The sequence below is a fragment of the uncultured Ramlibacter sp. genome, assembly GCF_936925435.1.
In the GTDB taxonomy this organism is placed as follows: domain Bacteria; phylum Pseudomonadota; class Gammaproteobacteria; order Burkholderiales; family Burkholderiaceae_C; genus Ramlibacter.
In genome coordinates this window covers 143,065-167,746 of record NZ_CAKZHQ010000023.1, presented here as the reverse complement: position 1 = coordinate 167,746, position 24,682 = coordinate 143,065, and the positions used below count along the sequence as shown (strand labels likewise).

Annotated in this window: 25 protein-coding genes; 11 read left to right on the top strand and 14 right to left on the bottom strand. The window is 68.6% G+C overall.

Annotated elements, in window-relative coordinates; genetic code table 11:
* Positions 1 to 5: 5 nt before the first annotated feature.
* From Q0632_RS11940 to Q0632_RS11895, 10 genes are all read right to left on the bottom strand, one after another.
* Positions 6 to 833 (bottom strand): formate/nitrite transporter family protein, encoded by an 828-nt coding sequence (locus Q0632_RS11940; protein ID WP_298929591.1) that lies wholly within the window; start codon positions 831 to 833, stop codon positions 6 to 8.
* 60 nt (positions 834 to 893) lie between these two features.
* Positions 894 to 1,235 carry a nitrite reductase small subunit NirD gene (gene nirD, locus Q0632_RS11935; RefSeq protein WP_298929586.1) on the bottom strand — a complete coding sequence of 114 codons (342 nt, stop codon included), beginning with the start codon at positions 1,233 to 1,235 and terminating at the stop codon, positions 894 to 896.
* On the bottom strand, positions 1,232 to 3,742 hold the full coding sequence (gene nirB / locus Q0632_RS11930) for a nitrite reductase large subunit NirB (protein ID WP_298929578.1): 2,511 nt from the start codon (positions 3,740 to 3,742) through the stop codon (positions 1,232 to 1,234). Before nirB ends, nirD begins: the two co-directional genes overlap by 4 nt.
* Positions 3,743 to 4,051: 309 nt before the next feature.
* A complete protein-coding gene (locus Q0632_RS11925; protein WP_298929572.1) occupies positions 4,052 to 4,534 on the bottom strand; it encodes an NADH-quinone oxidoreductase subunit B family protein in 483 nt (160 codons plus the stop codon).
* A gap of 24 nt (positions 4,535 to 4,558) precedes the next feature.
* The gene (locus Q0632_RS11920; protein WP_298929568.1) at positions 4,559 to 5,398 is read right to left on the bottom strand and encodes an AraC family transcriptional regulator; all 840 of its coding nucleotides are present in this window, start codon (positions 5,396 to 5,398) and stop codon (positions 4,559 to 4,561) included.
* Between the two features lie 40 nt (positions 5,399 to 5,438).
* Positions 5,439 to 5,690, bottom strand: coding sequence for a hypothetical protein (locus tag Q0632_RS11915; RefSeq protein ID WP_298929563.1), 252 nt, complete (start codon positions 5,688 to 5,690; stop codon positions 5,439 to 5,441).
* 144 nt (positions 5,691 to 5,834) lie between these two features.
* Positions 5,835 to 7,343, bottom strand: coding sequence for a LamG-like jellyroll fold domain-containing protein (locus Q0632_RS11910; protein WP_298929558.1), 1,509 nt, complete (start codon positions 7,341 to 7,343; stop codon positions 5,835 to 5,837).
* Positions 7,344 to 7,430: 87 nt separating this feature from the next.
* Positions 7,431 to 8,399, bottom strand: coding sequence for a tripartite tricarboxylate transporter substrate binding protein (locus Q0632_RS11905; protein ID WP_298929553.1), 969 nt, complete (start codon positions 8,397 to 8,399; stop codon positions 7,431 to 7,433).
* Between the two features lie 96 nt (positions 8,400 to 8,495).
* Positions 8,496 to 9,722 carry an MFS transporter gene (locus tag Q0632_RS11900; protein WP_298929549.1) on the bottom strand — a complete coding sequence of 409 codons (1,227 nt, stop codon included), beginning with the start codon at positions 9,720 to 9,722 and terminating at the stop codon, positions 8,496 to 8,498.
* A 122-nt stretch (positions 9,723 to 9,844) separates the two neighbouring features.
* A complete protein-coding gene (locus tag Q0632_RS11895; protein ID WP_298929544.1) occupies positions 9,845 to 10,639 on the bottom strand; it encodes a helix-turn-helix transcriptional regulator in 795 nt (264 codons plus the stop codon).
* A gap of 85 nt (positions 10,640 to 10,724) precedes the next feature.
* Here Q0632_RS11895 and Q0632_RS11890 point away from each other — a divergent pair, with 85 nt between their 5' ends.
* Positions 10,725 to 11,198 (top strand): DUF3237 domain-containing protein, encoded by a 474-nt coding sequence (locus tag Q0632_RS11890; protein WP_298929539.1) that lies wholly within the window; start codon positions 10,725 to 10,727, stop codon positions 11,196 to 11,198.
* Positions 11,199 to 11,212: 14 nt separating this feature from the next.
* On the top strand, positions 11,213 to 12,208 hold the full coding sequence (locus Q0632_RS11885; RefSeq protein ID WP_298929536.1) for a tripartite tricarboxylate transporter substrate binding protein: 996 nt from the start codon (positions 11,213 to 11,215) through the stop codon (positions 12,206 to 12,208).
* A 20-nt stretch (positions 12,209 to 12,228) separates the two neighbouring features.
* On the opposite strand, the gene Q0632_RS11880 is transcribed toward Q0632_RS11885, so the two are convergent.
* Positions 12,229 to 12,723, bottom strand: a complete 495-nt coding sequence (locus tag Q0632_RS11880) for a hypothetical protein (RefSeq protein ID WP_298929532.1) — start codon at positions 12,721 to 12,723, stop codon at positions 12,229 to 12,231.
* 55 nt (positions 12,724 to 12,778) lie between these two features.
* On the opposite strand from Q0632_RS11880, the gene Q0632_RS11875 reads away from it, so the two are divergent.
* The gene (locus Q0632_RS11875) at positions 12,779 to 13,492 is read left to right on the top strand and encodes a YebC/PmpR family DNA-binding transcriptional regulator (RefSeq protein WP_298929527.1); all 714 of its coding nucleotides are present in this window, start codon (positions 12,779 to 12,781) and stop codon (positions 13,490 to 13,492) included.
* 212 nt (positions 13,493 to 13,704) lie between these two features.
* Here Q0632_RS11875 and Q0632_RS11870 read toward each other — a convergent pair whose 3' ends face one another.
* The gene (locus tag Q0632_RS11870; RefSeq protein ID WP_298929523.1) at positions 13,705 to 14,667 is read right to left on the bottom strand and encodes a LysR family transcriptional regulator; all 963 of its coding nucleotides are present in this window, start codon (positions 14,665 to 14,667) and stop codon (positions 13,705 to 13,707) included.
* Positions 14,668 to 14,810: 143 nt separating this feature from the next.
* Here Q0632_RS11870 and Q0632_RS11865 point away from each other — a divergent pair, with 143 nt between their 5' ends.
* Positions 14,811 to 15,578, top strand: coding sequence for an SDR family oxidoreductase (locus Q0632_RS11865; RefSeq protein ID WP_298929518.1), 768 nt, complete (start codon positions 14,811 to 14,813; stop codon positions 15,576 to 15,578).
* A 156-nt stretch (positions 15,579 to 15,734) separates the two neighbouring features.
* On the opposite strand, the gene Q0632_RS11860 is transcribed toward Q0632_RS11865, so the two are convergent.
* Complete coding sequence (locus Q0632_RS11860) at positions 15,735 to 16,628, bottom strand: helix-turn-helix domain-containing protein (protein WP_298929513.1); 894 nt, start codon at positions 16,626 to 16,628, stop codon at positions 15,735 to 15,737.
* A 108-nt stretch (positions 16,629 to 16,736) separates the two neighbouring features.
* On the opposite strand from Q0632_RS11860, the gene Q0632_RS11855 reads away from it, so the two are divergent.
* The 3 genes from Q0632_RS11855 to Q0632_RS11845 are packed head-to-tail and all read left to right on the top strand — an operon-like array spanning position 16,737 to position 19,891.
* Positions 16,737 to 17,717, top strand: a complete 981-nt coding sequence (locus tag Q0632_RS11855) for a Bug family tripartite tricarboxylate transporter substrate binding protein (RefSeq protein WP_298929508.1) — start codon at positions 16,737 to 16,739, stop codon at positions 17,715 to 17,717.
* A 3-nt stretch (positions 17,718 to 17,720) separates the two neighbouring features.
* Entirely contained in the window at positions 17,721 to 19,457 is a 1,737-nt protein-coding gene (locus Q0632_RS11850) for a thiamine pyrophosphate-binding protein (RefSeq protein WP_298929503.1), read from the top strand.
* 8 nt (positions 19,458 to 19,465) lie between these two features.
* Positions 19,466 to 19,891: a heme-binding protein gene (locus Q0632_RS11845; RefSeq protein ID WP_298929499.1), complete on the top strand. Its 426-nt coding sequence runs from the start codon at positions 19,466 to 19,468 to the stop codon at positions 19,889 to 19,891.
* A 7-nt stretch (positions 19,892 to 19,898) separates the two neighbouring features.
* On the opposite strand, the gene Q0632_RS11840 is transcribed toward Q0632_RS11845, so the two are convergent.
* A complete protein-coding gene (locus Q0632_RS11840; protein ID WP_298929494.1) occupies positions 19,899 to 20,822 on the bottom strand; it encodes a LysR family transcriptional regulator in 924 nt (307 codons plus the stop codon).
* 103 nt (positions 20,823 to 20,925) lie between these two features.
* Between Q0632_RS11840 and Q0632_RS11835 the strand changes: the two genes are divergently transcribed.
* From Q0632_RS11835 to Q0632_RS11820, 4 genes are read left to right on the top strand one after another with little or no spacing between them, the layout of a single operon-like run.
* Positions 20,926 to 21,945: an amidohydrolase family protein gene (locus tag Q0632_RS11835; RefSeq protein ID WP_298929490.1), complete on the top strand. Its 1,020-nt coding sequence runs from the start codon at positions 20,926 to 20,928 to the stop codon at positions 21,943 to 21,945.
* Complete coding sequence (locus Q0632_RS11830) at positions 21,942 to 22,910, top strand: tripartite tricarboxylate transporter substrate binding protein (protein WP_298929486.1); 969 nt, start codon at positions 21,942 to 21,944, stop codon at positions 22,908 to 22,910. Before Q0632_RS11835 ends, Q0632_RS11830 begins: the two co-directional genes overlap by 4 nt.
* 8 nt (positions 22,911 to 22,918) lie before the next feature.
* Positions 22,919 to 23,836: a VOC family protein gene (locus tag Q0632_RS11825; protein WP_298929481.1), complete on the top strand. Its 918-nt coding sequence runs from the start codon at positions 22,919 to 22,921 to the stop codon at positions 23,834 to 23,836.
* Positions 23,837 to 23,839: 3 nt separating this feature from the next.
* Positions 23,840 to 24,682: a fumarylacetoacetate hydrolase family protein gene (locus tag Q0632_RS11820; RefSeq protein WP_298929476.1), complete on the top strand. Its 843-nt coding sequence runs from the start codon at positions 23,840 to 23,842 to the stop codon at positions 24,680 to 24,682.

Below are 24,682 nucleotides of genomic sequence, written 5' to 3'. Positions count from 1 at the left end.
CCCAGTTAAGCGACGCGCTTCAGGCGGGCGTCGCGCTTGGGGCCGGTCTTGATGTGGGTGGCGTACAGGGTCAAGCCGGTGAAGGCCAGGCCGCCCACCAGGTTGCCCAGCACGGTGGGGATCTCGTTCCAGATCAGGTAATCCATGATGGTGAACTTGGCGCCCAGCAGCAGGCCCGAGGGGAACAGGAACATGTTGACGATGGAGTGCTCGAAGACCATGTAGAAGAACAGCATGATGGGCATCCACATGGCGATCACCTTGCCGCTGACCTGGGTGGAGATCATCGCACCGACCACGCCGGCCGAGACCATCCAGTTGCACAGCATGCCGCGCACGAACAGGGTGAGCATGCCGTTGGCGCCATGCGCCTGATAGCCCAGGGTGCGGTTCTCGCCGGTGATGCCGATGGCAATGCCCACAGCGCTGGGCGGTGTCGAGAAGCCATTGGTCACGTAGATCGCCATCATCACGGCCACCGTGAAGGCGCCAAAGAAGTTGCCGACGAAGACCAGGCCCCAGTTGCGCAGCACGCCCTTGATGGTGACGCCGGGACGCTTGTCGATCAGCGCCAGCGGGGTCAGCACGAAGACGCCGGTCAGCAGGTCGAAGCCGAACAGGTAGAGCATGACGAAGCCCACCGGGAACAGCACGGCGCCCAGCAGGGGCTGGCCGGTCTGGACGTTGATGGTGACGGCGAACCAGGCGGCCAGGGCGAGGATGGCGCCGGCCATGTAGGCGCGGATCAGGGTGTCGCGCGTGCTCATGTGGATCTTGGATTCACCGGCGTCCACCATCTTGGTGACGAACTCGGTCGGGGCAAGGTAAGACATTGCAGTGCTTTCTTGAAGTGGCGTTTTGGTTGAATCAGGTGGATGGCGTGGATGGGGTGATCAGACGGCGACCTGCACCGTGCTGCCTTCCAGGCGCACGGGGTAGGCGGTGACCGAGTTGTGCGGCGCTTCCAGGCATTCGCCGCTGGCCAGGTCAAAGTGCTGCTTGAAGATGGGCGAGGCGACGACGGTGCGCGCGCCCAGATTGCCCACCAGGCCGCGCGAGAGCACATTGGCGCCGGCGTTGGGGTCGAAGTTGTCGATGGCGTAGAGCGCCGGCGCCTCACCCTCGACGCGGAAGATGGCGACAGAGCGCTCCTTGACCAGGGCGCAGACACCGCTGTCGGGCAGGATGTCGTCCAGCTGGCAGACGGGGCTCCAGTGCAGGTCGTTGCGGTTCATGCGATTTCCTTGAGGCGTTCTTCGGCGGTGGCCGGGCGGATCTGCGAGCGCTCCTGCACGAAGACCACGTTGGCATCGGGCTGGTCGCTGTTGACGAAGTGGCGGAAGCGCTTGCGCGTCTCGGGGTCGGTGACGGCGTTCTTCCACTCGCAGGAAAAGCTGTCGGCCAGTTGTTGCATGTCGGCCTCCAGTTCGGCCGCCAGGCCCAGGCTGTCGTCCACCACCACGGCCTTGAGGTAGTCCAGGCCGCCTTCCAGGCTCTCGCGCCAGGTGCTGGTGCGCTGCAGGCGGTCGGCCGTGCGCACATAGAACATCAGGAAGCGGTCGATGTAGGCGATCAGCTGTTCCTTGGACAGGTCCGAGGCCAGCAGTTCGGCGTGGCGCGGCTTCATGCCGCCGTTGCCGGCGACGTAGAGGTTCCAGCCCTTGTCGGTGGCGATGATGCCCACGTCCTTGCCCTGGGCTTCGGCGCACTCGCGGGTGCAGCCAGAGACGCCGAACTTGATCTTGTGCGGCGCGCGCAGGCCCTTGTAGCGGTTCTCCAGCTCCACCGCCAGGCCCACGCTGTCGCCCACGCCGTAGCGGCACCAGGTCGAGCCCACGCAGGATTTGACCGTGCGCAGCGCCTTGCCGTAGGCATGGCCGGACTCAAAGCCGGCGGCGATCAGCTCTTCCCAGATGGCGGGCAGCTGCTCGACCCGGGCGCCGAACAGGTCGACGCGCTGGCCGCCGGTGATCTTGGTGTACAGGCCGTACTTCTTGGCCACCTGGCCGACGGCGATCAGGCCCTCGGGCGTGACCTCGCCGGCCGGCATGCGCGGCACAACCGAGTAGGTGCCGTCCTTCTGAATGTTGCCCAGGAAGTAGTCGTTGCTGTCCTGCAAGGCGGCGTGCTCGCGCTTGAGCACGAACTCGTTCCAGCAGGAGGCGAAGATGCTGGCGGCCACCGGCTTGCAGATGTCACAGCCCCGGCCCTTGCCGTGGCGCGCCAGCAGCTCGCCGAAGGTGCGGATCTGGCCGATCTTGACCAGGTGGAACAGCTCCTGGCGGGTGTGGGCAAAGTGCTCGCACAGGTGGTTGTTCACCGCCATGCCGCGCTTTTTCATCTCGGCCTTCATCACCTGGGTGACCAGGGGCACGCAGCCGCCGCAGGTGGCGCCGGCCTTGGTGCAGGCCTTGATCTCGGCGATGGTGCAGGCGCCCTCGCCCACGGCCTGGCAGATGCGGCCCTTGCTGACGTTGTTGCACGAGCAGATCTGCGCCGTGTCGGGCAGCGCGTCCACACCCAGGCCGGGCCTGGCCTTGCCGTCGGACTGCGGCAGGATCAGGAACTCGGGCTGCTCGGGCAGGGCGATGCCGTTGAGCGCCATCTGCAGCAGCTCGCCGTATTCGGTGGCGTCGCCCACCATCACCGCGCCCAGCAGCTTCTTGCCGCACTCGGACACCACGATCTTCTTGTAGACGTTGCGCCGGCCGTCGGTGAACTGGTAGCTGCGGCTGCCGGCGGTCTTGCCCTGGGCGTCGCCGATGCTGGCAACATCGACGCCCATCAGCTTGAGCTTGGTGCTCATGTCGGCGCCGCGGAAGGCGTGGTCGGCGCCGGCGAGCTGGGCGGCCGCCACGCGGGCCATCTCGTAGCCCGGGGCCACCAGGCCGTAGACATTGCCATTCCAGGAGGCGCACTCGCCGATGGCCAGGATGTCGGGGTCGCTGGTGCGGGTGGCGTCGTCCACCACGATGCCGCCGCGCGCCCCGACTTCCAGGCCGGTCTCGCGGGCCAGCTGGTCGCGCGGGCGGATGCCGGCCGAGAAGACCAGCATGTCGGTCTCCAGGTGGCTGCCGTCGGCGAAGTTCAGGCGGTGCCGGGCCTGCTGGCCATCGACGATCTCCAGCGTGTTCTTCTGGGTGTGGACAGTGACCCCAAGAGCCTCTATGTGGCTGCGCAGCATGCGGCCGCCGTCGTCGTCCACCTGCAGCGTCATCAGGCGCGGCGCGAACTCCACCACATGGGTGGGCAACTGCATGTCGCGCAAGGCCTTGGCGCATTCCAGGCCCAGCAGGCCGCCGCCGATGACCACGCCGCTCTTGGAACGGGCGCCGCACTCCTGCATCGCCTCCAGGTCCTCGATGGTGCGGTAGACAAAGCAGTCGGCCCGCTCGCGGCCGGGCACCGGCGGCACGAAGGGCGAGGAGCCGGTGGCCAGCACCAGCTTGTCGTAGGCCAGGGTCTCACCGGTGTTGGTGGTGACCGTCTTGGCCACGCGGTCGATGGCGACGGCCTGGGCATTGAGCTTGAGCACGCGGTTGGCGCGCTCAAAAAAGCCCGGTTGCACCAGGGACAGCTCGTCGGCGCTGCGGCCGCTGAAGAATTCAGACAGGTGGACGCGGTCGTAGGCGGGGCGAGGCTCTTCGCACAGCACAGTGACTTGCGCATCCAGCCCGGACGCATCCAGGCTTTCGAGAAATTTGTGGCCCACCATGCCGTGGCCAATGAGGACGATGTTCAATTGAGGCAACCCGGTAAGAACCCAAACTCGGTCCCGCAAAGCAAGCAATGCGGGACGGCGGGCCTGATGCGTCCAGTGCGGCGGCATCGCGCACTTGACGACGCACTGCATCGTGCGCCGGGGGCATGAGCGGCACGCGGTACTCACGTGCGCTTCTCAGGTGAGGGGGTTGATGCAAGCACCGTGCCAGTGCGAAATCCCCGTCAATCCTGGGCTTTCCATGGATGGGCAGGCGCCGGACTTGTGCGCCGCACCATGGTGAAGCAGTTGCGCCGCCATTTGTGTGCCGCCGTGGTGCGGCCGGTGGCTCTAGCGGAAGATGGTCTGCTGGCGGATCTTGCGCTGCAGCTGCAACACCCCGTACAGCAGGGCCTCGGGCGTGGGCGGACAGCCCGGCACATAGACATCGACCGGGATGATGCGGTCGCAGCCGCGCACCACCGAGTAGCTGTAGTGGTAGTAGCCGCCGCCGTTGGCGCAGGAGCCCATGGAGATCACGTAGCGCGGCTCGGCCATCTGGTCGTAGACCTTGCGGATGGCCGGGGCCATCTTGTTGGTCAGGGTGCCCGAGACAATCATCAGGTCGGCCTGGCGCGGGCTGGCCCGCGGGATCATGCCGAAGCGGTCGAAGTCGTAGCGGGCGGCGGCGGTGTGCATCATCTCCACCGCGCAGCAGGCCAGGCCGAAGGTCAGGTACCAGAGGCTGCCGGACTGGGCGGCGCGCACCGCCTCGTCGACGGTGGTGACCAGGAAGCCGGCGTCGCCGGGACGGGAACTGGGGTCTGCGGACATGCGGCCAGATTAGGGCCGCGGCGCTCAGCGGTCTTGAACCAATCGGACACGCGCGGCCTGCAGCGCCCACTGGCCTTTGCCGCGCCCGAGCAGGCGCTGCAGCTGGGCCGGCGACTGGCGCGCGAAGGCCCGCACGTCGCGGCTCATGTGGGCCTGGTCGGCGTAGCCCGCGTGAGCGGACAGTTCGGCCAGCGGCAGCGCGCTGGCCCCGTCCGCCAGATCCTGCACCGCGTCCTCCCAACGGCGAATGCGCAACCAGGCGGCCGGGCCCAGGCCCATGTGGCGGGCGAACTGGCGCCGGTAGTGGCGTTCGCTGCAGCCCAGGCGCAGCGCCGCCGCTTGCACGCCCTGGGCGCGCAGCAGCTCTACGGCCAGCGCGGGCGGCTGCACGGCCAGCACCAGCGGGCGCAGCTGGGACCACACGGCCTCCAAGGCAATGGCGCCCTCGCCCGCCGCGCGCAGGCCCGCGCACAAGCGATCGAGCACGGGATGGGCAATCGAGGCCGTGTCCACCAGGCGGCCGGCCATCGCATCGGCCTGCAGGCCGGCCAGGGCCGGCAACAGCCAGGGCTGCAGCACCAGGCTGAACGACTCCACCCCTGTGGCCACGCTGGTTTCCACGGGCGCGGAGAACGGACCGGTCAGGAAGCTGGCCGGCAGGCCGGCACCGGCAGCCTGCACACCGCCTTTGGTGATGACGTTCAGGCAGGCGTAGGTGTTGGCATGGATCCAGGCCTGCAAGGGGGCCTGGCCGCTGGCACCGTGCACGCGGCGCCCGATGGCGCAGGGCAGCCAGGGACGCAGAGCGGGCGACGCTGGGTGGACCAGCACCTCTTCATGGACGGGAGCAGCGCGCTTGGGCATCGCGCGCCATCGTAACTGGCGGCGCTGCCGCGGCTGCCGCTCAGCGCTTGCGCGCCCTGCTCTTGCTGTTCCGCATGGGCCCGACCGAGCGGCGCATCCAGGCCAGCAAGGTCAGCATCACGACCGCGCCGGCCACGGCCAGGCCCAGTTGCAGGGCAAAGCTTTGCGCCGGATCGCCCTTGGTGTGCAGCATGGCCGAGAGGAATTCGCCGCCAATGAAGGCGCCGAAGACACCGACCAGCACTTCCTCGACCCGGGTGGACTTGGTGGCATTGGCTGCCAGGGTGCCCACCAGCAAGCCGATGACGGCGCCGACGGCGCACCAGATATAGGGATTGATATGCGCTTTCTGCCCACGAAAGCCGTGGAGGCCCAGCTTGACAGGGATTGGGCCCCGCTGCGGCCTGGTTTGGCCTCAAGCGACGGACGGTCACCCTCAGTGGTCACGCCACTTCTGCACCATCACCTGCTGGACCTTGCCCTTGAAGAAGTAGCGGCGGTCGGTCGCGCCCTGCGGGTCGGCGCCGATCACCACCGGGCTGTTGTTGGCGGTGACGCCGCCGCTGATGGACGCCGAAGCGGTCTTTTCCACGTTGTTGACCCACAGCCGCACCGCGCCGTTGCCGTCGTAGGCGCCCACGATGAAATACGAACTGGTGCCGTCAAAACCGGACAGCGGCGCCGTCGCATAGGTGTAAGCGCCGTTCACCTGGACGCCAAAGCGCAGCAGGGTGCCGGCCTGCTCCAGGGCAAAGCCGCCGCTGTCGCTCTTGGCGACGATGGCGGCGGTGGCGCCAGATGTGAGGTCGTCGAAATTGACCACCGCCGTCACCAGAAAGCCGCCAGCCGCCGCGTTGTCGGCGTCATAGGTGGTCAGTGACTGGGCGCCGGCGAAGACCATGCTGCCGCCCACCCGGTCCTCGTCCGAGCCCACGGCCAGTTGCTCGAAGGCCGGGGTCGTCCCGCTGGACGCCACGGTGTGGTCGGTGGTGTTGGTGCGTTTGTAGTTGACCGGGTAGCCGGTCTGCTGCGCGGTGTTGACATAGGCCAGGGCGGTGGCCTCCTGGATCAGGGCGCGTGCCGATGAAGCAGCGGCGCTGGCGCCGCGGTCGTAGTCGGTGGTGATGAAGTCCATGTCTTCGCGCATCGCCGACAGGTAGAGCTCGCCCATGCTGGCCGGCGCCGTGTAGACGCCCACGCCCAGGCCCAGCAGCCTGGCCTGCATCAGCGCGCCGTAAAGGTTGGCCATGCGGTACTCCAGTTCCACGCCGTGCAAGCCCAGGGTCTTGGTGGCGCGGATGTTGTTGCGGATGTCGCTCTGGATCAGGGTGTGGAAGCGCACCTGGCTGCGGATGCCGGCGAACTCGCTGCCGGCCAGTATGGCCTTGGCCCGCACCAAGTGGTTGTGGCGGCCGTCCATGAAGGCGCGCAAGAAGACCGGCCGGCCCGCCGCCGCATAGCCGCCGTCACGCACCGCGCGCAGCACGGCCAGCATCATGGTGTCGCTCAGGGCCGCGGTCGAATAGGCTTCCTTGACCTCCAGGAACAGCATGCGGTCGCTGGCCTGCAGGCTGGCGTTGGCCAGGGTGGCCGCCAGCGTGCCGTGGGCCAGTTCGCTGTCGTTGTGCTCCACATAGACCTGGCCGTTGCTGTGCAGGGTCAGGTCCATCTCCACCAGGTCGAAGCCGCGGGCCAGGGCGATGGCGACCTCGGCGTTGGTCTCGGCCACCGTGTCGCCGTAGCAGTTGTGGCAGGACACGGCGATGGTGTTGCCATGCGGGCTGACCGGCAGGGCCCGGTTCACGCCGGCCCAGTAGGTGCTGGGCGCCACTGCGGACTGCGGCGCCTCCCCGGCCATGGCCGTCTCTGCCGCCGGATCGCCACCGCCACACCCCACCAGGAATGCTGCCGCCAGCAGCGCCACACCCAAAACAGTCCTGTTCATGCGAGCTCCCGGCCCAGAATTGATGGAAGAACGCATTCTTCCGGCGGAATGTGACAGGACGCCCGGTGCGGGCGCCGCCCGGCCGGCCTATTCGGCCTTGGCGCCAGAGAACTGGACGATCTTGGCCCACTTCTCGGTTTCCATCCTGTGCAGGGCCCAGAACTGCTCGGGCGTGCCGGCGATGGGCACGCCGCCGAGTTCGGCCAGCTTGGCGCGCATGCCGGGGTCGGCCAGGGCGGCGTTGATCTCGCGGTTGAGGCGGGCGATGACGGCCGGCGGTGTGCCCTTGGGCGCGCCGGCGCCGAACCAGGCGCTGGCCTCGTAGCCGGCCACGGTGTCGGCCACGGTCGGCACGTCCGGCAGGGCCGGCGAGCGCTGGTCACTGGTCACGGCCAGGGCGCGCAGGCTGCCGCCGCGGATGTGGCCGATGATGGAGGGCATGTTGTCGAACAGCACGTCGACCTGGCCGGGGATGAGGTCGGTGATGGCCGGGCCGGCGCCGCGGTAGGGGATGTGCTTCATGTCGACGCCGGCCATGAACTTGAACAGCTCGCCCGAGAGGTGGACCGAGGTGCCGGCGCCCGACGAGGCCATGTTGACCTTGCCGGGGTTCTTCTTGGCGTAGTCGATGAACTCGGCGACGTTCTTGGCCGGGAAGTTCTTGGTCACCGTCATCACGTTGGGCACGCGGATGATGCCGGCCACCGGCGCCATGTCATTGAGGAAGTTGAACGACAGGTTCTTGTACAGCGAGGCGTTGATGGCGTTGGCCGGGTTGACCAGGAAGATGGTGTAGCCGTCGGCCGGCGCCTTGATGGCGAACTCGGTGCCGATGTTGTTGCCGCCGCCAGCCTTGTTCTCGACGATGACCTGCTGGCCCAGGCGCTGCGTCAGCCAGGTCCCCATCAGGCGGGCAATCAGGTCGGTGGAGCCGCCCGGAGGGTAGGCGACGATCCACTTGATGGGCTTGTTGGGGTAGTCGTCGGTCTGGGCCGTGGCAGCGAGGGCGCCGCAGGCGATGAGCAAGGCCGGAACCAGCTTGGACAGCAGGCGCATGGGTTGTCTCCTTCTATGCTGCACAGGCTAGCGGCAGCCCGATGCAGCGTCATTCAGGTTTGCCCTAGCCCGCCGTCCAGGCGGCACGAGCCCCTGTCAGGCCCTGCTTTGCATCACCTTGCGCAAGGCCAGCTGCGCCACCAGGCCGGCCACGGCCCAGCCCAGCATCTGCCAGGCCAGGTTCACCGGCCCAGCGTGCGGCACCAGGCCGACCACGAAGCCGCCGAGCGCACCGGTCAGTTGCTGCAGCAGACCCGCCACCGCGGCAGCCGAGCCCGCCAGCGCGGGCAGCAGGCCCACGGTGCCGGCCAAGGTGGGCGGCATCAGAAAGCCGTGGCCTATGCCCAGCAGCAGCAGCGGCAGCGACAGGGCCAGGGGCGAATGCACGCCGGCCAGGCCCAGGGCCAGCACACCGGCGATCCCCAGCACCGTCAGGCCGTGGCCCAGCAGCATCATGCTGGCGTCTCCCAGGCGGGAGATCAGGCGCGTGGTCAGCAGGTTGCCGGCGATGTAGGAGATCGGAATGACCATGATGTACAGGCCGATGCGCTCGGGCGGCACGCCGTAGCCGGCCAGCACCAGGGGGGCGCCGCCCAGGAACGCGTAGAAGGTGGCCGAGGTCACCGCCAGGATGGCCGCATAGAGCAGGAAGGCCGGTTCGCGCGCCAGCCGGCGGTAGCCGGCCGCGACCTGGCTCCAGCCGCTGACGGCCGGGTCACGCGGCGGCCGCGGTCCGGGCGCCGGCAGCCAGCGCCAGGCGGCCAGCAGCAGCAGCACGCCCAGCACCGCCATCATGATGAAGTTGGCCTGCCAGCCCAGACGCACGTGGATCTGGCCACCGATCAACAGGGCCGAAGGTGGGCACAGGCCCATGCTCATGCCGACAAAGGCCATCACGCGCGTGCGCTCCGGGCCGCTGAACAGGTCTTGCACCATGGCCCGTCCCACCGCCATGCCGGCGGCACTGCCTGCGCCCTGCAGCACGCGCGCCGTGGTCAGCACCCACAGCTCGGTGGCCAGGGCCGCCAGCACGCAGCCGGCGGTGGCCAGCGCCAGGCCGACCAGCAGCATGGGCTTGCGGCCCAGGCGGTCGGACAGCGCGCCGTAGACCAGTTGCAGGCAGCCATAGGCCGCAATAAAGCCGCTGAAAGTCAGCTGCACGCTGGCTTGGCTGGCGCCGAACAGGCGCGGCCAGTCCAGCATGGAGGGCAGGCAGATGGTCATGGCCAGCAGGCCGAAGGCCAGCTGGGCCACCAGGTTGGCCACCAGCCAGCCGTGGTGCTGGGGCGCCGGTGTGACGGGAATGGATGGCGTGGAAGGCAAGCGACCGATTCTAGGGGCCTGGCCGGCCCCCGCGCCTGCATTTTGAATGAAACTGCCCTCTAGCCCCCGTCGAATGGACCTGAGATGCTATCCAAACGATAGCGATTCAGGTCCCTCTGGTTTCAGTGCAGGCGCGGCTGGCCGGCCAGCAAGGCAAACAGCTGGTTGCGAAAGTGGATGCCCAGGCGGGCGAAGGCGCGGTTGCGGTAGGTCTTGACGGTGGGCAGGCCCAGGCCCAGGTCAGCGGCGATGCCCTCCTGCGTCATGCCGCGCAACAGGCGTGCGCAGACGTCCAGTTCGCGCCCGGTCAGGCCCGCCTCCAGCAGCGCCAGCTTGCGCCGCCAGGCCGCCAGCGGCTCTTCGGTCAGCAGCGGCGGCGCCAGCGCCACATGCTTTTGCACCAGGGCCAGCAAGGCCGGCGCCAGCGACTCGAACTGCGCGATCTGGCCGTCGCTGTACGGCCGCTGGTGCAGATGGCGGTAGAAGTTGACGGCGAACACCACCCCGCCCTGCTGGCGCACCACCGAAACCCGCTCGGCCACGCCATGCGCTTCGTAGACGCGGGCGCGGTGCTCGGCCGGCACTTCGCAGGCGGCGATGTGGCACAGCAGGGTCTCGTCGGCAGCCGCGCTTTCGCGCGCCAGCGTGCGGTCGCCCAGGTAAGGGCCCGAGAGATAGGCTTGCCAGCAGGCCCGGGTGGTGTCGGGCACGCCGCGGCTGGCCGACAGGAACAGGCGCGGCTCGCAGCCGGCGCCGACCTGGTAGACCGACCAGGAGGCGGCCGGCACCAGGGGATGGAGCTGTTCGAGCAGCGCGTCCTGGAACTGCGGCTGGCCCAGCTGCTCGATCATGCCGGCCAGTGCCTGGCCGGGCATGGCAGCCGCGCACGGGCCGCTGGCTGCGTTCCATTTCCTCATCGCACTGTCTCCTGCTGCATGCTTGCGGCTGTCATCTTCAGGGATGACAGCGCCACGGCGCCACGGGATTTACGCTAGCTGCGCCATGAGCACAGCCATCCTCCCCACCCCCGAACTGCTTTTCTTTGCCGACCTGCGCGTGAGCGTCGCCACGCCGCAGGAGGTCGGCGCCACGGTGCACGGCAGGCGCCGCCTCATCCCCATCACCGGCGGCGAGGCGGTGGGCGAGGGCTGGCGCGCGCGCGTGCTGCCCGGCGGCGCCGACTTCCAGCTGATCGTCAACGGCACGCTGGCCGAGCTCGATGCGCGCTACGTGCTCGAGACCGACGGCGGCGACCTCATCTACGTGCAGAACACCGCGGTGCGCAGCGGCCCGCCTGAGCTGATGGCCAGGCTGGCGCGCGGCGAGGTCGTGCCGCCCGAGCAGATTTACTTCCGCTGCTTCCCGCGCTTCGAGACCGCCGCGCCCTCGCTGGCCTGGATCAGCGAGCGCCTGTTCGTCGGCACCGGCGCTCGCCACCCCGACAGCGTGCAGATGCGCTTCTTCGAACTGAAATAACCAAGGAGACTTCCATGCCCTCTTCCACCCTCGGCCGCCGCGCCGCGCTGGTAGCAGCTGCCGCCATGCTCGCCGCGCCCTGCGCCTTCGCGCAAGGCGCGGACGCCTTTCCCGGCGGCAAGCCGGTGCGCATCATCGTCGGCTTCCCGGCCGGCACCGGCCCCGACATCGTGGCCCGCCTGCTGGCGCAAAAACTGTCCGAGGGCTGGAACAACACCGGCGTCATCGTCGACAACAAGGCCGGCGCCGGCGGCCTGATCGCCGCCAGCGAAGCCGCGCGCGCCGCGCCGGACGGCTACACCCTGATGCTGGGCGAGACCGGCCAGCTGAGCATCGCGCCCAGCACCTACAGCAAGCTGCCCTACGACCCGAAGAAGGACTTCGTGCCCGTGAGCCAGGTGGTCAGCGCCGATTTCGCCCTGCTGGTCAATCCGCAGAAGGTGCCGGCCAAGAACGTCAAGGAGTTCGTCGACTGGTCGCGCACGCAAAAGGGCTTGTTCATGGCCACCTTCGGCGCCGGCACGCCGGGCCACTTCGGCGCCTTCATGTTCGGCGACGCGCTCAAGCTCAAGCCTGAAGCCGTGCACTACAAGTCCACGGCCGATGCGCTGGGCGGCATGTTCAGCGGTGACGTGCAGGGCGTGTTCGCCAGCGTCGGCCTGGCCGCGCCCAACGTCAAGGCCGGCAAGCTGGCGGCCCTGGCCACCACCGGCCCCGCGCGCGCCGGCGCCCTGCCCGACGTCCCCACCTTCAAGGAGCAAGGCTATCCCGAGCTGGAGTTCAGCTCCTGGTTCGGCATCGTCGCGCCGGCCAAAACGCCGCCGGCCGTGGTGGCCAGAGTCAACGCCGACATCCTCAAGGCGCTCAAGGCGCCGGACTTCCGCGCCAAGCTGGAGGACGCGGGGTTCCGCGTCACCGGCACCAGCGCCGACGAGTTCAGCCACATCATCGCAGCCGACACCGTCAAGTGGGGCAAGGCGGTGGCGGCGACCGGCTTCAAGGCAGACTGAGGCGGCAGGCTGCGCTGAGCCTAGCCCCGGCGCACGGCCTCGGGGCTGAAGCCGGCCTCGGCCCAGGCCGCCGCGCTGGCGCGGTTGAGCTTGAAGCCCGGCGACACCTTGACCTGGGCCAGCAGCTCACCGGCGGCGTCCGTTGCGCTCAGCGTGGCGCTGGGGTTGTCCTCGTCGGGCTCGATGTCCAGTGCCACTGTCGCCCGGCTGCCGCCGTGCGCGATCTCGATCTGCTGGTGCAGCGTGGCGTGCAGCTGCTGCTCGTGGCGGCGCACGAACTCCGAGGCGGTCTTGACCAGGGTGTTGAAGGCCGCCGTGTCCAGCGGCTTGGGGTTTTTCTTGTCGCGGCCCATGGTCCAGGGGCCCACCAGGGCCGGCTCGGTCTTGCCCTCGGGCGTCATGGCCACGGCCCAGCCGTCGTCGTCCTCGTTCTTGATGACCTGGGCGGTCCAGCCGTTGTCGCGCCAGCGGCGGGGTTCCTGAATCTTTTCGTCGGTGTCGGGGGTGTCGGTCATGGGCTCGGAGGTCTTTAAACTAGGGCCCAAGGCTACAACACCAAGGAACACGGACATGGGCGCGCAATGGAAGGCAAAAGGCAAGGCGGCGGCAGCGGATGCCAGGGGCAAGCTGTTTGGCCGGCTGGCCAAGGACATCATGGTGGCGGCGCGCGGCGGCGCCGACCCGGGCAGCAACTCGCGCCTGCGTCTGGTGGTGGAACAGGCCCGCAAGGTCTCCATGCCCAAGGACACGCTGGACCGGGCCATCAAGAAGGGCGCAGGCCTGACCGGCGAGACGGTGAACTTCGAGCACGTGATTTATGAGGGCTTTGCGCCGCACCGCGTGCCGCTGATGGTCGAATGCCTGACCGACAACGTCAACCGCACGGCGCCGGAAATGCGCGTGCTGTTCCGCAAGGGCCAGCTGGGCACCTCGGGCTCAGTCTCCTGGGACTTCAATCACCTGGGCCTGATCGAGGCCGAGCCGGCCGCCGCCGGCGCCGACCCGGAGTTGGCCGCCATCGAGGCCGGCGCGCAGGACTTCGAGCCCGGCGAGGAAGAAGGCACGACGCTGTTCCTGACCGATGCCACCGACCTGGACCTGGTGAGCAAGGCCCTGCCGGCCCAGGGCTTCACCGTGCTGTCGGCCAAGCTGGGCTACCGGGCCAAGAACCCGGTCGACCCGGCCAGCCTGTCGCCCGAGCAGTTGGAGGAAGTGGAAAACTTCCTGGCCGCCATCGACGGCAACGACGACGTGCAGAACGTCTTCGTCGGCCTGGCGGGCTAGGCGCATTAACCTCCGGCTGTCTCGAAGTCCGTTCGCCTGCTGCTACCCGCAACCAAGGCGAGCCCACCTGACTGACATGGGGCGGCGCCTCGTCCTTGATTGCGTACCAGCTTGTCTGACGCCATTGCGCAACTTCTCACCCGTCTACCCCGCGGGGCGGCTCAGCCTGTCGACCGACCTGAAACGCTCGCGCGAATAGCCCTGCGTTCCGCTCAGTCCGCCGCGGCCACTGGCGCCTGGCGGGACAGGGCTCTCAACTCGGCGAGCGGCAGGTGGAACTCCTTGCTGTCCTTCAGGCGCTCCACCGCGAAATCGATGAACTTGCGCACCCGCCCTGGCATGTTGGTCCGCTTGGCGTAGTAGATATAGAAGCCCATCCGCTCGGAGATATGCCCCGTGAGCAGGGGCACCAGTTGCCCGGCGCGGATTGGCGCAGCGGCGTTGATGCTGTCGATCTGCCCGATGCCCATGCCCGCGGCCACGGCCTGCATCTCCGCATCGGGATCGCTGCAGCAGAAGAACGGCGCCATGGTGTGAAAGACGATCTCGCCCTTCACGTCGAATTCCCAGGGCATGGCCCGCCCCGTGCCCGGCTGACGATAGCCGGTGCAACGGTACCTGTTCAGCTGGGCCAGGCGCGTCGGGGCCCCGTGCACCGCCAGGTAGGAGGGCGATGCACAGACGATCTGCTGGATGGCGAACAGCCGGCGCGCGATGACCTGCACATTCGGCGCGTTGCCGGCGCGAAAACCAACGTCGATGCGCGCCCCCACCGCGTCCGTGACGCCGTCCTCGAGCAGGAGGTCGAAGACGACACCCGGATGGTGTGCAGAAAAATCCACCAGCAAGGGCATCAGCACCTTGCGCCCGGCCGAGCCGCCGGCGCTGATGCGGATGAGGCCTTCCTCGTCGTGCACCGCGCTGCGCGCCCGGTTCACGGCCGCCATCATCGCGTCCAGGTTGCCGCGGACTTCGTTGAACAGCCGCTCGCCTTCCTGCGTGAGCGAACTCTTGCGCGTCGTGCGGTGAAAAAGGCGCACACCCAGGTGTTGCTCGAGCTGGCGGATGGCCTTGCTCACCGCCTGCGGCGTGGTCCCCTGGTCCATGGCCGCCTTGTTGAAGCTGCCTGCCTCGGCAGCGCGCACAAAGGTGGTGATCGCTCGCAACTCGTCCATCGGCGCAATGGTAGCAACGAGGACGAGGAATTGACAACTTCCAGTTGTCAGTCTTGGTGCGGGAAACCGTCTACCCGCAGTCCTTCTCGCAGCCTAAAGTCCGCCCCATCGATTGACTCATTCACCCAGCAAGGAGAAAGCAAATGTCCCATCCACAAGACCTCACCGGCCGCGTTGCCGTGATCACCGGCGCATCCAGCGGCATGGGCCGCGCATCCGCCCTGCTGCTTGCATCGCGCGGAGCACGCGTGGCCCTGCTGGCGCGCCGCCAGTCTGCGCTGAACGACGTCGCCGCCGAAATCCGCCGCGCCGGAGGCAGCGCATTGCCGCTCGTCACGGATGTGACGGATGCCGAATCGGTAAAGGCGGCGGCCGCCGCTGTCCACAGCGAGCTTGGCAGTGCCGATCTCCTGTTCAACAACGCGGGCCTGATGCTGCCCGGCGCCATCGAGTCGCAGCCCTTTGCCGAGTGGCAGCAGCAGATCGACCTGAACATCACCGGGGCCATGCGCGTAATCCATGCCTTCCTGCCACAGCTGGAGTCCGCCGCTGCGAACGGCAAGGTCGTCGACCTGATCAACACCTCGTCGATCGCCGGGCAGTACGTCTACAGCTATTTCGCGGTGTACTCGGCAACCAAGGCCTACGTCAGCCATCTCACGCGGCAGCTGCGCATGGAACTCGGCCCCAGGAACATCCGCGTTTGCATGCTGGAGCCCGGTATCACCGACACCGAACTGCAAGGCCACTTCACCTTCCAGGGCGCGACCGACTGGATCGCCAACGCCCGTAAGAGCATCGACTTCCTGAAGCCGCAAGACATCGCGGCCGTCGTCGGCTTCCTGGCCGCGCAACCCAGGCACGTGAACCTGCAGCAGGTGGTGATAATGCCAACGAAAGAGGGAATGTAGACGCCCGCTGCGCGGCATTCCCGGCATGCATTCTGACCGCCTGCCGATGGGACGCGCTCATGGTGGCGAATGCGAACGTGACCTGCCGGGTCACGGGCTGCCGCTGGCTGCGGCTGGGGGCGCTCCCATCCGGGCGGAATCGAACACACGGGATTTTCAGACCGCCGGCGTGTCCTGCATCAGCACGCCCTGGCTGACCGCCTCGCGGTAGGCCGAGGCCGACTTGCCCACGGCACGGGCAAAAAACTTGCGGAAGTAGGCCGGGTCCTCGTAGCCCAGGCTGGCGGCGATGTCGGCCACCTTCATGGGCGTGTACACCAGCAGCCGGCGCGCCTCCAGCATCAATCGCTCGTGCACCAGCTCCAGCGCGCTGCGCCCGGTCACGCTGCGGCAGGTGCGGCTCAGGTGGTCGGGCGTCACCCGCAACGCATCGGCATAAAAGGCCAGCGGCCTGTGCTCGCGGTAGTGCGTTTCAACCAGGGCGCGCAGGCGCTGCACCAGGGTGTCACGCACCGCGCTGTGGCGCGCCCCGGCCTGCTGCGCGCCGCGGTGCCGCAAGAACCACAGGACGATGAGCGTGGCCTGGGCCTGCAAGGCCTGGGCACGGCCAGGCTGCTCCTGCTGGAACTCGGCGGCCAGGGCCTCGAACAGTGGCGCACAGCCGGCGGCATCTTCCAGCACGCAGGACTGGCCTAACAGCGCCTCGAGCTGGTCGGCGCCCTGCAGAGCCGCATGCAGCACGGCCAGGGGCACGGTGACCTGGTGGCCGGCGCTGTCGGGCGCATAGCGAAAGCCGTGGACCGAACCGGGCGCCAGCAGCAGCACGGCCGGCGCCTGCAAGGCATGCTCGCGGCCGTCGATGGTGGCACTGGCACTGCCCTGGGCCAGCAGCTGGAACTGCACCAGGCCCTCGTGGCGGTGCGCCGGAATCGTCCAGCCATGCAGGCGGCCGCGCACCGTCAGCGGCTCGTAGTGCAGGCAGTCGTCGGGCTGCCAGTGGCGCACCTCGCGGAAGGGAACGAGCAGCAAGGGAGCGGCAGCGGTCTTCATGGCGCCATTGTGGGCCCATGCCGGAAAAGCACCTGTCCATGCCCGCTTCGTGCCTGTTCAAGGCGCGCCGCGCCGGTCACCATGGCGGCATAAAACAAGGAGACAAGCATGCAGACCCGTCGCAGCCTCTTGCAGGGGGCATCCGCCCTCGCCGCCCTGAGCCTGGCCCGCCACGCCAGCGCGCAAAACCCCGGCAACGCCTTCCTGATTTCCGGCTTTCCGGCCGGCGGCATGGGCGACTACGTGGCCCGGCCGCTGGCCGAAAAACTGCGCGGCAAGTACGCCGCCAACGTGCTGGTCGAGGCCAGGCCCGGCGCCGGCGGCCGCATCGCGGTGGAGTACGTCAAGAAGGCCACGCCCGACGGCCTGACCATCCTGCAGATCCCCAGCTCGCCCATGGTGCTCTATCCCAGCATCTACAAGAAGCTCAACTACAACCCCGTCACGGATTTCATCCCCGTGACCACCATGGTCAGCTACGCCTTCTGCTTCACCGCCGGGCCCGGCCTGCCGGCCGAGATCAAGACCGTGGCCGACTACCTCAAGTGGGCCAAGGCCAACCCCAAGCTGGCCAACTACGGCGTCCCGGCGGCGGGCTCGGCCCTGCACTTCGCCGGCATGATGCTGCAAAAGGCCAGTGGCATCGAGTTCAACAGCGTGGCCTACCGCGGCGGCGCGCCCCTGCTGCAGGACCTGATGGGCGGCCAGGTGCCGGTGAGCTTCAACGTGCTGGGCGAGGTGCTGCCGCACATCAAATCCGGCAAGCTGCGCGCCCTGGCCGTGACCACACCGCAGCGCTCGGTCTTCCTGCCCGAGGTGGCGACGATGGTCGAGCAAGGCTACAAGGACATCGCGCTGATGGAGTACCTGGGCCTGTTCCTGCCGGCGAAGACGCCGGTCGACGTGGTGCAGCGCCTGAACTCACAGGTGCGCGAGGCCCTGTCCATGCCCGAGATCATCGAAGGCCTGGCCAAGAACGGGCTCCAGGCCGTGCACCAGTCGCCAGCGGACTTTGCCGTTCTGCTGCGCCAGGACACGGAGCGCTGGGCGGCCATCGCCAAGACCACCGGTTTCACCGCGGAGGAATAGAGCTTGCTGCAATTGACTGGCGCCCAGGCCCTGGTGCGCGCACTGACCGCCGAGGGCGTGCCCTATGCCTTCGGCATCGTCGGCGGCAAGCTGGCGCCGCTGCTGCACGCCATCGCCGCTGAGCCGTCCATCCGTTTTGTCGGCGTGCGTCATGAGGCGGCCGCTCCGATGATGGCCGCCGCCGTCCATGCCGGCAGCGGCCGCATGGCCCTGGCCCTGGGCGAGATGGGGCCTGGCGGCCTGAACCTGGCCTCAGGCCTGGGCGTGGCCTTCAACAACAACCTGCCCCTGCTGGCCATCACCACCAACCAGCACCGTGCGGCCAGCTATCCGCACAGCGGCATGTTCATGGACATGGACACCCGCGCCGTGATCGCGCCGCTGGTCAAGTGGAATGCGGTGGTCAACGACCCGCGGCGGATTCCCGAGCTGGTGCGCCGTGCCTTCAGGGAAGCGCTGGGTGGCCGCCCTGGACCGGTGCACCTGGACATCCCGCAGGACGTGCTGGGCGCGCCCTGCAGCTTTGCCGACGATGAGTTCGAGATCGCGCCCTCGCGCTACCGCGCGACCACGCCCTCGCGTCCCGCGGCCGCTGCGGTCGACGACGCCGTGGCCTTGCTGCGCGGCGCCAAGCGCCCCCTGATCGTGGCCGGCGGCGGCGTCATCGTCTCGGGCGCGGCCGCGCAGGTGCGCGAGATGGCGCAGCGCCTGGGCGCACCCGTCATTCCCACGCAGATGGCCTTGGGCGTGGTGGCCAGCGAGAGCCCGCACTTCATCGGCCACGGTGGCCTGATCGCCGGGGACTCGGTCAAAGAGGCCTTCGCGCAGGCCGACGTCATCCTCAGCCTGGGTTGCCGCTTCTCGTCCTGGATGTGGGACGCGCACGGGCCTTTCGCGCGCCGCAGCCACAGGTTGATCAACGTCAACACCGACCCCAGCGCCCTGGGCCAGCCGGCTCTGCACGAAGTGGCGATGGTGGCCGATGCCGGCCTGGCGCTGGCCGATCTGCTGCAGGCCCTGGGCCCTGAGCCCGCTCTGGCGGTGGAAGCCGACTGGTTGCCGCGCATGCGGGCCGTGCGCGCGGGCTACGACGCGAAGCTGGCCGCCATGGCGCAGGAAACGCAGGAGGTGATGCACCCGGCGGCGCTGGCCGCGGCCATCGGCGACGCCCTGCCGGCCGAAGCGCTGGCGGTCTACGACGGCGGCCACACCAGCTTCTGGAGCAACGACATGACGCCGGTGCAAGAGGTCCGCACCCGCTTTCACGATCCCGGCATGTGCCAGCTGGGTTTCGGCCTGCCTTATGCGCTGGCGCTGCAATTGCAGCATCCCGGCAAGGCGGTCTTCAACATCACCGGCGACGGCTCCTTCGGTTTCACTTTGAGCGAGCTGGACACGGCGCGCCGCGCCGGCCTGCCTGTCGTCAACATCATCCACAACAACGCGGCCTGGGGCATCATCCGCGCCGGCCAGCGCAAGCAATACGACTTCGAGATGGGCACAGGCCTGGAGGGCACGGACTACGCGGCCGTGGCGCGCGGCTTCGGCTGCCACGGCGAGCTCGTCAGCGACGCCGCCCAGGTGGGACCGGCGATTGCGCGCGCCCTGGCCTCGGGCCTGCCGGCGGTGCTGGACTGCCGCACACGCTTCGTGCCGCATCCGGCCGGCCCACTGTTCGGTAGCATGAACCAGTACGGCTTCGATGCACTGACCCAGCCCCCTTCTTCTTCCGCTTCCTGAGAGACCCCATGAGCACCCTGACCCTGGCCCAGGCTAACACCATCATCAGCGCGGCCCTGGCCGCATCCAAAACCGCCGGCTACAAGCCCATGGGCATCGCAGTGCTGGACGAAGGCGGCAACCTCAAGGCCTTTGCCCGCGAGGACGGCGCCAGCATGTTCCGCTTCGAGGTCGCCCAGGCCAAGGCCTGGGGCGCCATCGGCATGGGCGTGTCCAGCCGCACCCTGGGCCAGCGCGCCAAGGACAACCCCAACTTCTTCGTCTCGCTGGCAGCCACGGCCGGCGGCAAGTTCCTGCCGCAGACCGGCGCCGTGCTGGTCAAGGACGCGGCCGGCAATGTGATCGGCGCGGTGGGCGCCAGCGGCGGCACGGGCGACGAGGACGAGGCCATCTGCCTGGCCGGCGTCAGCGCGGCCGGCCTGGCCGCCGGCTAAAGACGGCTCAGTCCGGCAGCGGCGCCTGGCCGTCGCGCCGGTTGACGGCGTGGAAGACGCCGCGCAGCCACTTGTTGGCCGGGTCATGCTGCATGCGGCGGTGCCAGAACTGCTGGACCTCGATCACCGGAGGCCGGAACGGCAGGCCGATGCGGCGCAGCTGGATGTGGCGGCCCACCGCGGTGGCGATGTCGTCCGGCACGGTGGCGACCAGGTCGCTGCCCGGCAGGATGGCCAGCAGGCTCATGAAGTGCGACAGCTCCAGCATCACGCGCCGGTGGTGCCCTTTCTCCTCCAGCCAGCGGTCGAAGGCGTGCTCACGCCCCTCGGGCCGCACCACCACATGGCGCGCCGCCAGGAACTGGCGCAGCGTCATGCGCGCCGGCGCCTTGTGCTGGGCGCAGCTGATGCAGGCGTAGGAGGTCTTGAACAGGCCTTGCTGGAAAAAACCGGCCTTGCGCAGGTCGGGGAAAAAACCCACGGCCAGTTCGGCACCACCGGTTTCCAGGGCCTCGGCCGCCGCCTTGCGCGGCATGGACACCGTGTGCAGGCGCACGCCGGGCGCCTCCTCGCGCAGCCGGCGCAGCACGCCGGGCAGGAAGGCGATCTCACCGATGTCGGGCGTGAGGATGGTGAAGGCGCGCTCGGCATGGGCCGGGTCGAAGGACGCCTGCTGCAGGATGTCGGTGCTGATGGTCTCGACCACGCGGTGCACGGCGGGCGCCAGCTCCAGCGCGCGCGGCGTGGGCTTCATCTCCGAGCCGGCGCGCACGAACAGCGCATCGTCGAACAGGGTGCGCAGCCGCGCCAGGGCGGCGCTGGTGGCCGGCTGGGACAGGCCCACCGCTTCCCCGGTGCGGATCACGCTGCGGTGCCGCGCCATGGCGTCGAAGATCACCAGGAGGTTGAGGTCGACGCTGCGAATATCCATGGCGTGGATTCTAGCTATCCACACCATCGCCTTGGCAAATGGGGGCAGGCTGCCTAGCATCCGTTTTCCACAGGAGACAACGCCGCATTGACGGCGCCAACGGATGACAGCCACCCTCCAATGCCGATGCGGGACCGACGCCCACGCCCATGTGGTGCCGCATGACTTTCCGCGCTACCTGGGCACAGCCGTGCCGGCCGACTGGCCCTCGATGGCGCCGGCCCAGGCCTGCCACCGCAGCGTGATGATCGCCGGCAAGAACTACCGCACCGTCTCCGACAAATGCTGGGACACGGCCAAGCGGCTGGAGGACCTGCAAGCCATGGGCCTGGACCTGCAGGCCGTCTCGCCCATGCCGGAACTGCTGTCCTACTGGATGGGGCCCAAGGATGCCCAGCAGCTGCTGCGCTACATCAACGAGCAGATCGCCGCCATGGTGGCCGACTCCCAACGCAAGCTGATCGGCCTGGGCGCCGTGCCGCTGCAGGACATGGACCTGGCGCTGCGCGAGCTGGAATACTGCGTCAAGACCCTGGGCTTTGCCGGCGTGGAGGTCGGCAGCAACATCAACGGCAAGCCCATAGGCGCGCCCGAGTTCGACCCCTTCCTCGCGGCTTGCGAAGAGCTGGGGGCCGCGGTCTTTGTCCACGCCCTGCGGCCCGCCGGCATGGAACGCCTGGTCGGGCCAGCACCCTTGCAGCAGGTGCTGGGCTACCCCTCGGACGTGGGCCTGGCGGCTGCATCCGTGCTAACCACCAACCTGATGGAGCGCCGGCCCAAGCTGCGCATCGCCTTCAGCCATGGCGGCGGCACCCTGGCCTCGCTGCTGCCGCGCCTGCAGCAGGGCTGGGGCGTGTTCCCCGCGCTCAAGGACAGCATCAGCGCATCGCCGGTCGAACAGGCGCGCAAGCTGTTCTACGACACCCTGGTGTTCGACGCGCCCACCCTCGCCCACCTGGCCGGGCTGTTCGGCACGGGCCAGTTGCTGATCGGCACCGACTATCCCTTCAACTTCCACGAGCGCGCCCCGTTGGACGCCATCGCCGCCGCCGGCTTCGACGCAGCCACGCAGGACCTGCTGCTGTGGGGCAATGCACAACGTTTTCTGGGAGTGCCGCCATGACCAATCGCCGCCAGATGCTTGCAAGCCTTGCCATGCTGGGCGCAGCGGGCCAGGGCTTTGCCCAGTCCGCCTGGCCATCCCATCCAGTCAAGCTGATCGTGGCCAATGCACCGGGCAGCTCGGTGGACACCATAGGCCGCATCGTCGGCGCCAGCCTGGCAACCGTGCTGGGCCAGCCCCTGGTGGTGGACAACAAGGCCGGCGCGGCCGGCGCTGTGGGCATCGAGTCGGGCAAGGCGGCGCCGCCCGATGGCTACACCCTGATCGTGGCGTCGAGCAGTTCGCTGACGGTGGTGCCGCTGCTGCAAAAGGCGGCGCGCTACGACCCGCTGCAGGATTTCGACTTCGTCTCGCTGGTGGCGGTGCTGCCCAACGTGCTGGTGGTCAACGCCGCCCTGCCGGTCAACAGCGTCGCCGAGTTCGTGGCCTACGCGAAGGGGCAAGGCGGCAAGTTCAACATGGCCTCGGCCGGCGTGGGCTCGGTCAGCCACCTGGCCGGCGCGGCGCTGGCTGCGGCGGGCGGCTTCGAGGTCCTGCATGTGCCCTACAAGGGCGGCAGCCAGTCGGTCGGCTCGGTAGTGTCCGGCGAGACCCAGTGGACGCTGACGCCGGCGCCGGCCGCGATGGGCCTGGTCAAGGGCGGGCGGCTCAAGGCCCTGGGCCACAGCATGGCAAAGGGCACGCAACCGCTGGGCGCTCTGCCGGCGATAGCCGAGACGCTGCCTGGCTTCGAGTTTTCCGGCTGGATAGGCATCGTCGCGCCCAAGGGCCTGCCGCCAGCCATCTCGCAGCAGCTGCGGCGCGCCCTGGCCACAGCCTTGCAACAGAACGCGCTGCGCGACTCCTTCGAGCTCAATGGCGCCGTGCCCACCGCCAGCAGCGCCGACGAGTTCCGCAACTATCTGGCGCGCGACATCGACCAGAACCGCAAGGCCATCCGCGCGGCCGGCGTCCAACCCGAATAGGTCCTCTCATGGCAACTCCGTTTCTCTCCTCCCTGCGCAGCGTCGAGATCGGCCTGCCCGACGTCGCCGCCGCCGAAGCCTTTTTCACCGGCACCTGGAACCTGCGCGTGGCAGCGCGCCAGGGCGAGGTGGTCTACCTGCGCGGCACGGGCGCCGACCACCACCTGCTGGCCCTGCACCCCGCGGACAAGCCAGAGCTGCGCATGGTGACGCTGCGCGCACCCTCGCTGCGTGAGCTGGACCAACTGCTGGACGTCGTGCCGACCCACGGCGGCAGCGTGCTCAAGCCCCGCCACAGCGTCAGCGAACCCGGCGGCGGAGAGGCCATCATCGTGCGCGACCCCCAGGGCCGCGTGCTGCGCATCGTCACCGGCGATGCCCGCCACGCCGATACCGCGTCGCACAAGGACAGCCCCATCCGCCTGGCCCATGCGGTGCTTAACAGCCACGACGTGGCCCAGGCCCTGCCCTTCTACGAGAACGCCCTGGGCATGCGGCTGTCGGACCGCACGCGCATCATGGCCTTCATCCGCATTCCGACGCAGCCGCGCGGCGACCACCACAGCATCGCCCTGGCGGACGCCGACAACGACTGCCTGAACCACATCGCCTTCGTCATGCCCGACCTGGAGGCAGTGATGCGCGGCGGCGGCCGCATGAAGGACGCGGGCTACGGCATCGAATGGGGCCCCGGCCGCCATGGCCCCGGCAACAACAGCTTCAACTACTTCGTCGGCCCGGCCGGCTTCGTCATCGAGTACACGGCCGACGTCGAGCAGATCGACGACGCCTACCCGGTGCGCGGCCCCGAGGACTGGAAGTGGCCGGCCGGACGGGTCGACCACTGGGGCATCTCGGCCGCGCCTTCGGCGCGCCTCAAAGAAGCCCAGAAACAGATTGCATTTGCCAATTACCAAGGAGATTGATTCATGAAACTGGTGACTTACCGCCAACAGGGCGCCGTGCGCCTGGGCGTGCTCGATGGCGACAATGTCGTCGACGTTGCGGCTTCCGACCTGGGCGCCGCGCTGGAGCAAAGCGTGGACGTGCTGGCCGCCGCCAAGGCAGCCCTGGCCTCGGGCTCGGCGCGCCTGCCGCTGGCCGGCCTGGAACTGGCCGTCCCCGTGCTCAAGCCGGGCAAGATCGTCTGCCTGGGCCTGAACTACTACGACCACGCCAAGGAAGGAGGCCGCGAAAAGCCCGAGTACCCCTGGTTCTTCTACCGCGGCGCCTCCTCGCTGGTCGCCCATGGCCAAGCCGGCCTGCGGCCGCGCGTGTCGGAGCGCTTCGACTACGAGGCCGAGATGGCGGTGATCATTGGGAAGAAGGTCAAGCATCTGAGTCAGGACGAGGCACTCGATTGCGTCTTCGGCTACAGCGTCTTCAACGACATGTCGGTGCGTGACTACCAGAAGAAGACGCCGCAGTGGACCATAGGCAAGAACTTCGACGCCACCGGTGGCTTCGGCCCGGTGGTGGTGACAGCCGACGAGCTGGCGCCCGGTGCGACCGGCTTGCGCATCCAGAGCCGCCTCAACGGCAAGATCATGCAGGACGCCAACACCACCGACATGATCTGGGGCGTGGCCGAGACCATCAAGCTGCTGACCGAGTGCATGACGCTCGAGCCCGGTGACGTGATCGTCATGGGCACGCCGGCCGGCGTGGGCCAGGCCCGCACGCCGCCGGTGTGGATGAAGCACGGCGACACCATCGAGATCGAGATCGAGAAAGTCGGCCTGCTCTCCAATCCCATCCGCGACGAGGGCTGA

Coding starts and splice junctions, on each gene's coding strand:
- Q0632_RS11860 (WP_298929513.1), bottom strand. CDS start 16,628: ATGAAGACCGCTGCCGCTCCCTTGCTGCTCGTTCCCTTCCGCGAGGTG.
- Q0632_RS11840 (WP_298929494.1), bottom strand. CDS start 20,822: ATGGATATTCGCAGCGTCGACCTCAACCTCCTGGTGATCTTCGACGCC.
- Q0632_RS11820 (WP_298929476.1), top strand. CDS start 23,840: ATGAAACTGGTGACTTACCGCCAACAGGGCGCCGTGCGCCTGGGCGTG.
- Q0632_RS11890 (WP_298929539.1), top strand. CDS start 10,725: ATGAGCACAGCCATCCTCCCCACCCCCGAACTGCTTTTCTTTGCCGAC.
- Q0632_RS11880 (WP_298929532.1), bottom strand. CDS start 12,723: ATGACCGACACCCCCGACACCGACGAAAAGATTCAGGAACCCCGCCGC.
- Q0632_RS11895 (WP_298929544.1), bottom strand. CDS start 10,639: ATGAGGAAATGGAACGCAGCCAGCGGCCCGTGCGCGGCTGCCATGCCC.
- Q0632_RS11940 (WP_298929591.1), bottom strand. CDS start 833: ATGTCTTACCTTGCCCCGACCGAGTTCGTCACCAAGATGGTGGACGCC.
- Q0632_RS11870 (WP_298929523.1), bottom strand. CDS start 14,667: ATGGACGAGTTGCGAGCGATCACCACCTTTGTGCGCGCTGCCGAGGCA.
- Q0632_RS11910 (WP_298929558.1), bottom strand. CDS start 7,343: ATGAACAGGACTGTTTTGGGTGTGGCGCTGCTGGCGGCAGCATTCCTG.
- Q0632_RS11845 (WP_298929499.1), top strand. CDS start 19,466: ATGAGCACCCTGACCCTGGCCCAGGCTAACACCATCATCAGCGCGGCC.
- nirD (WP_298929586.1), bottom strand. CDS start 1,235: ATGAACCGCAACGACCTGCACTGGAGCCCCGTCTGCCAGCTGGACGAC.
- Q0632_RS11875 (WP_298929527.1), top strand. CDS start 12,779: ATGGGCGCGCAATGGAAGGCAAAAGGCAAGGCGGCGGCAGCGGATGCC.
- Q0632_RS11835 (WP_298929490.1), top strand. CDS start 20,926: ATGACAGCCACCCTCCAATGCCGATGCGGGACCGACGCCCACGCCCAT.
- Q0632_RS11825 (WP_298929481.1), top strand. CDS start 22,919: ATGGCAACTCCGTTTCTCTCCTCCCTGCGCAGCGTCGAGATCGGCCTG.
- Q0632_RS11830 (WP_298929486.1), top strand. CDS start 21,942: ATGACCAATCGCCGCCAGATGCTTGCAAGCCTTGCCATGCTGGGCGCA.
- Q0632_RS11855 (WP_298929508.1), top strand. CDS start 16,737: ATGCAGACCCGTCGCAGCCTCTTGCAGGGGGCATCCGCCCTCGCCGCC.
- Q0632_RS11905 (WP_298929553.1), bottom strand. CDS start 8,399: ATGCGCCTGCTGTCCAAGCTGGTTCCGGCCTTGCTCATCGCCTGCGGC.
- Q0632_RS11920 (WP_298929568.1), bottom strand. CDS start 5,398: ATGCCCAAGCGCGCTGCTCCCGTCCATGAAGAGGTGCTGGTCCACCCA.
- Q0632_RS11885 (WP_298929536.1), top strand. CDS start 11,213: ATGCCCTCTTCCACCCTCGGCCGCCGCGCCGCGCTGGTAGCAGCTGCC.
- Q0632_RS11925 (WP_298929572.1), bottom strand. CDS start 4,534: ATGTCCGCAGACCCCAGTTCCCGTCCCGGCGACGCCGGCTTCCTGGTC.
- Q0632_RS11865 (WP_298929518.1), top strand. CDS start 14,811: ATGTCCCATCCACAAGACCTCACCGGCCGCGTTGCCGTGATCACCGGC.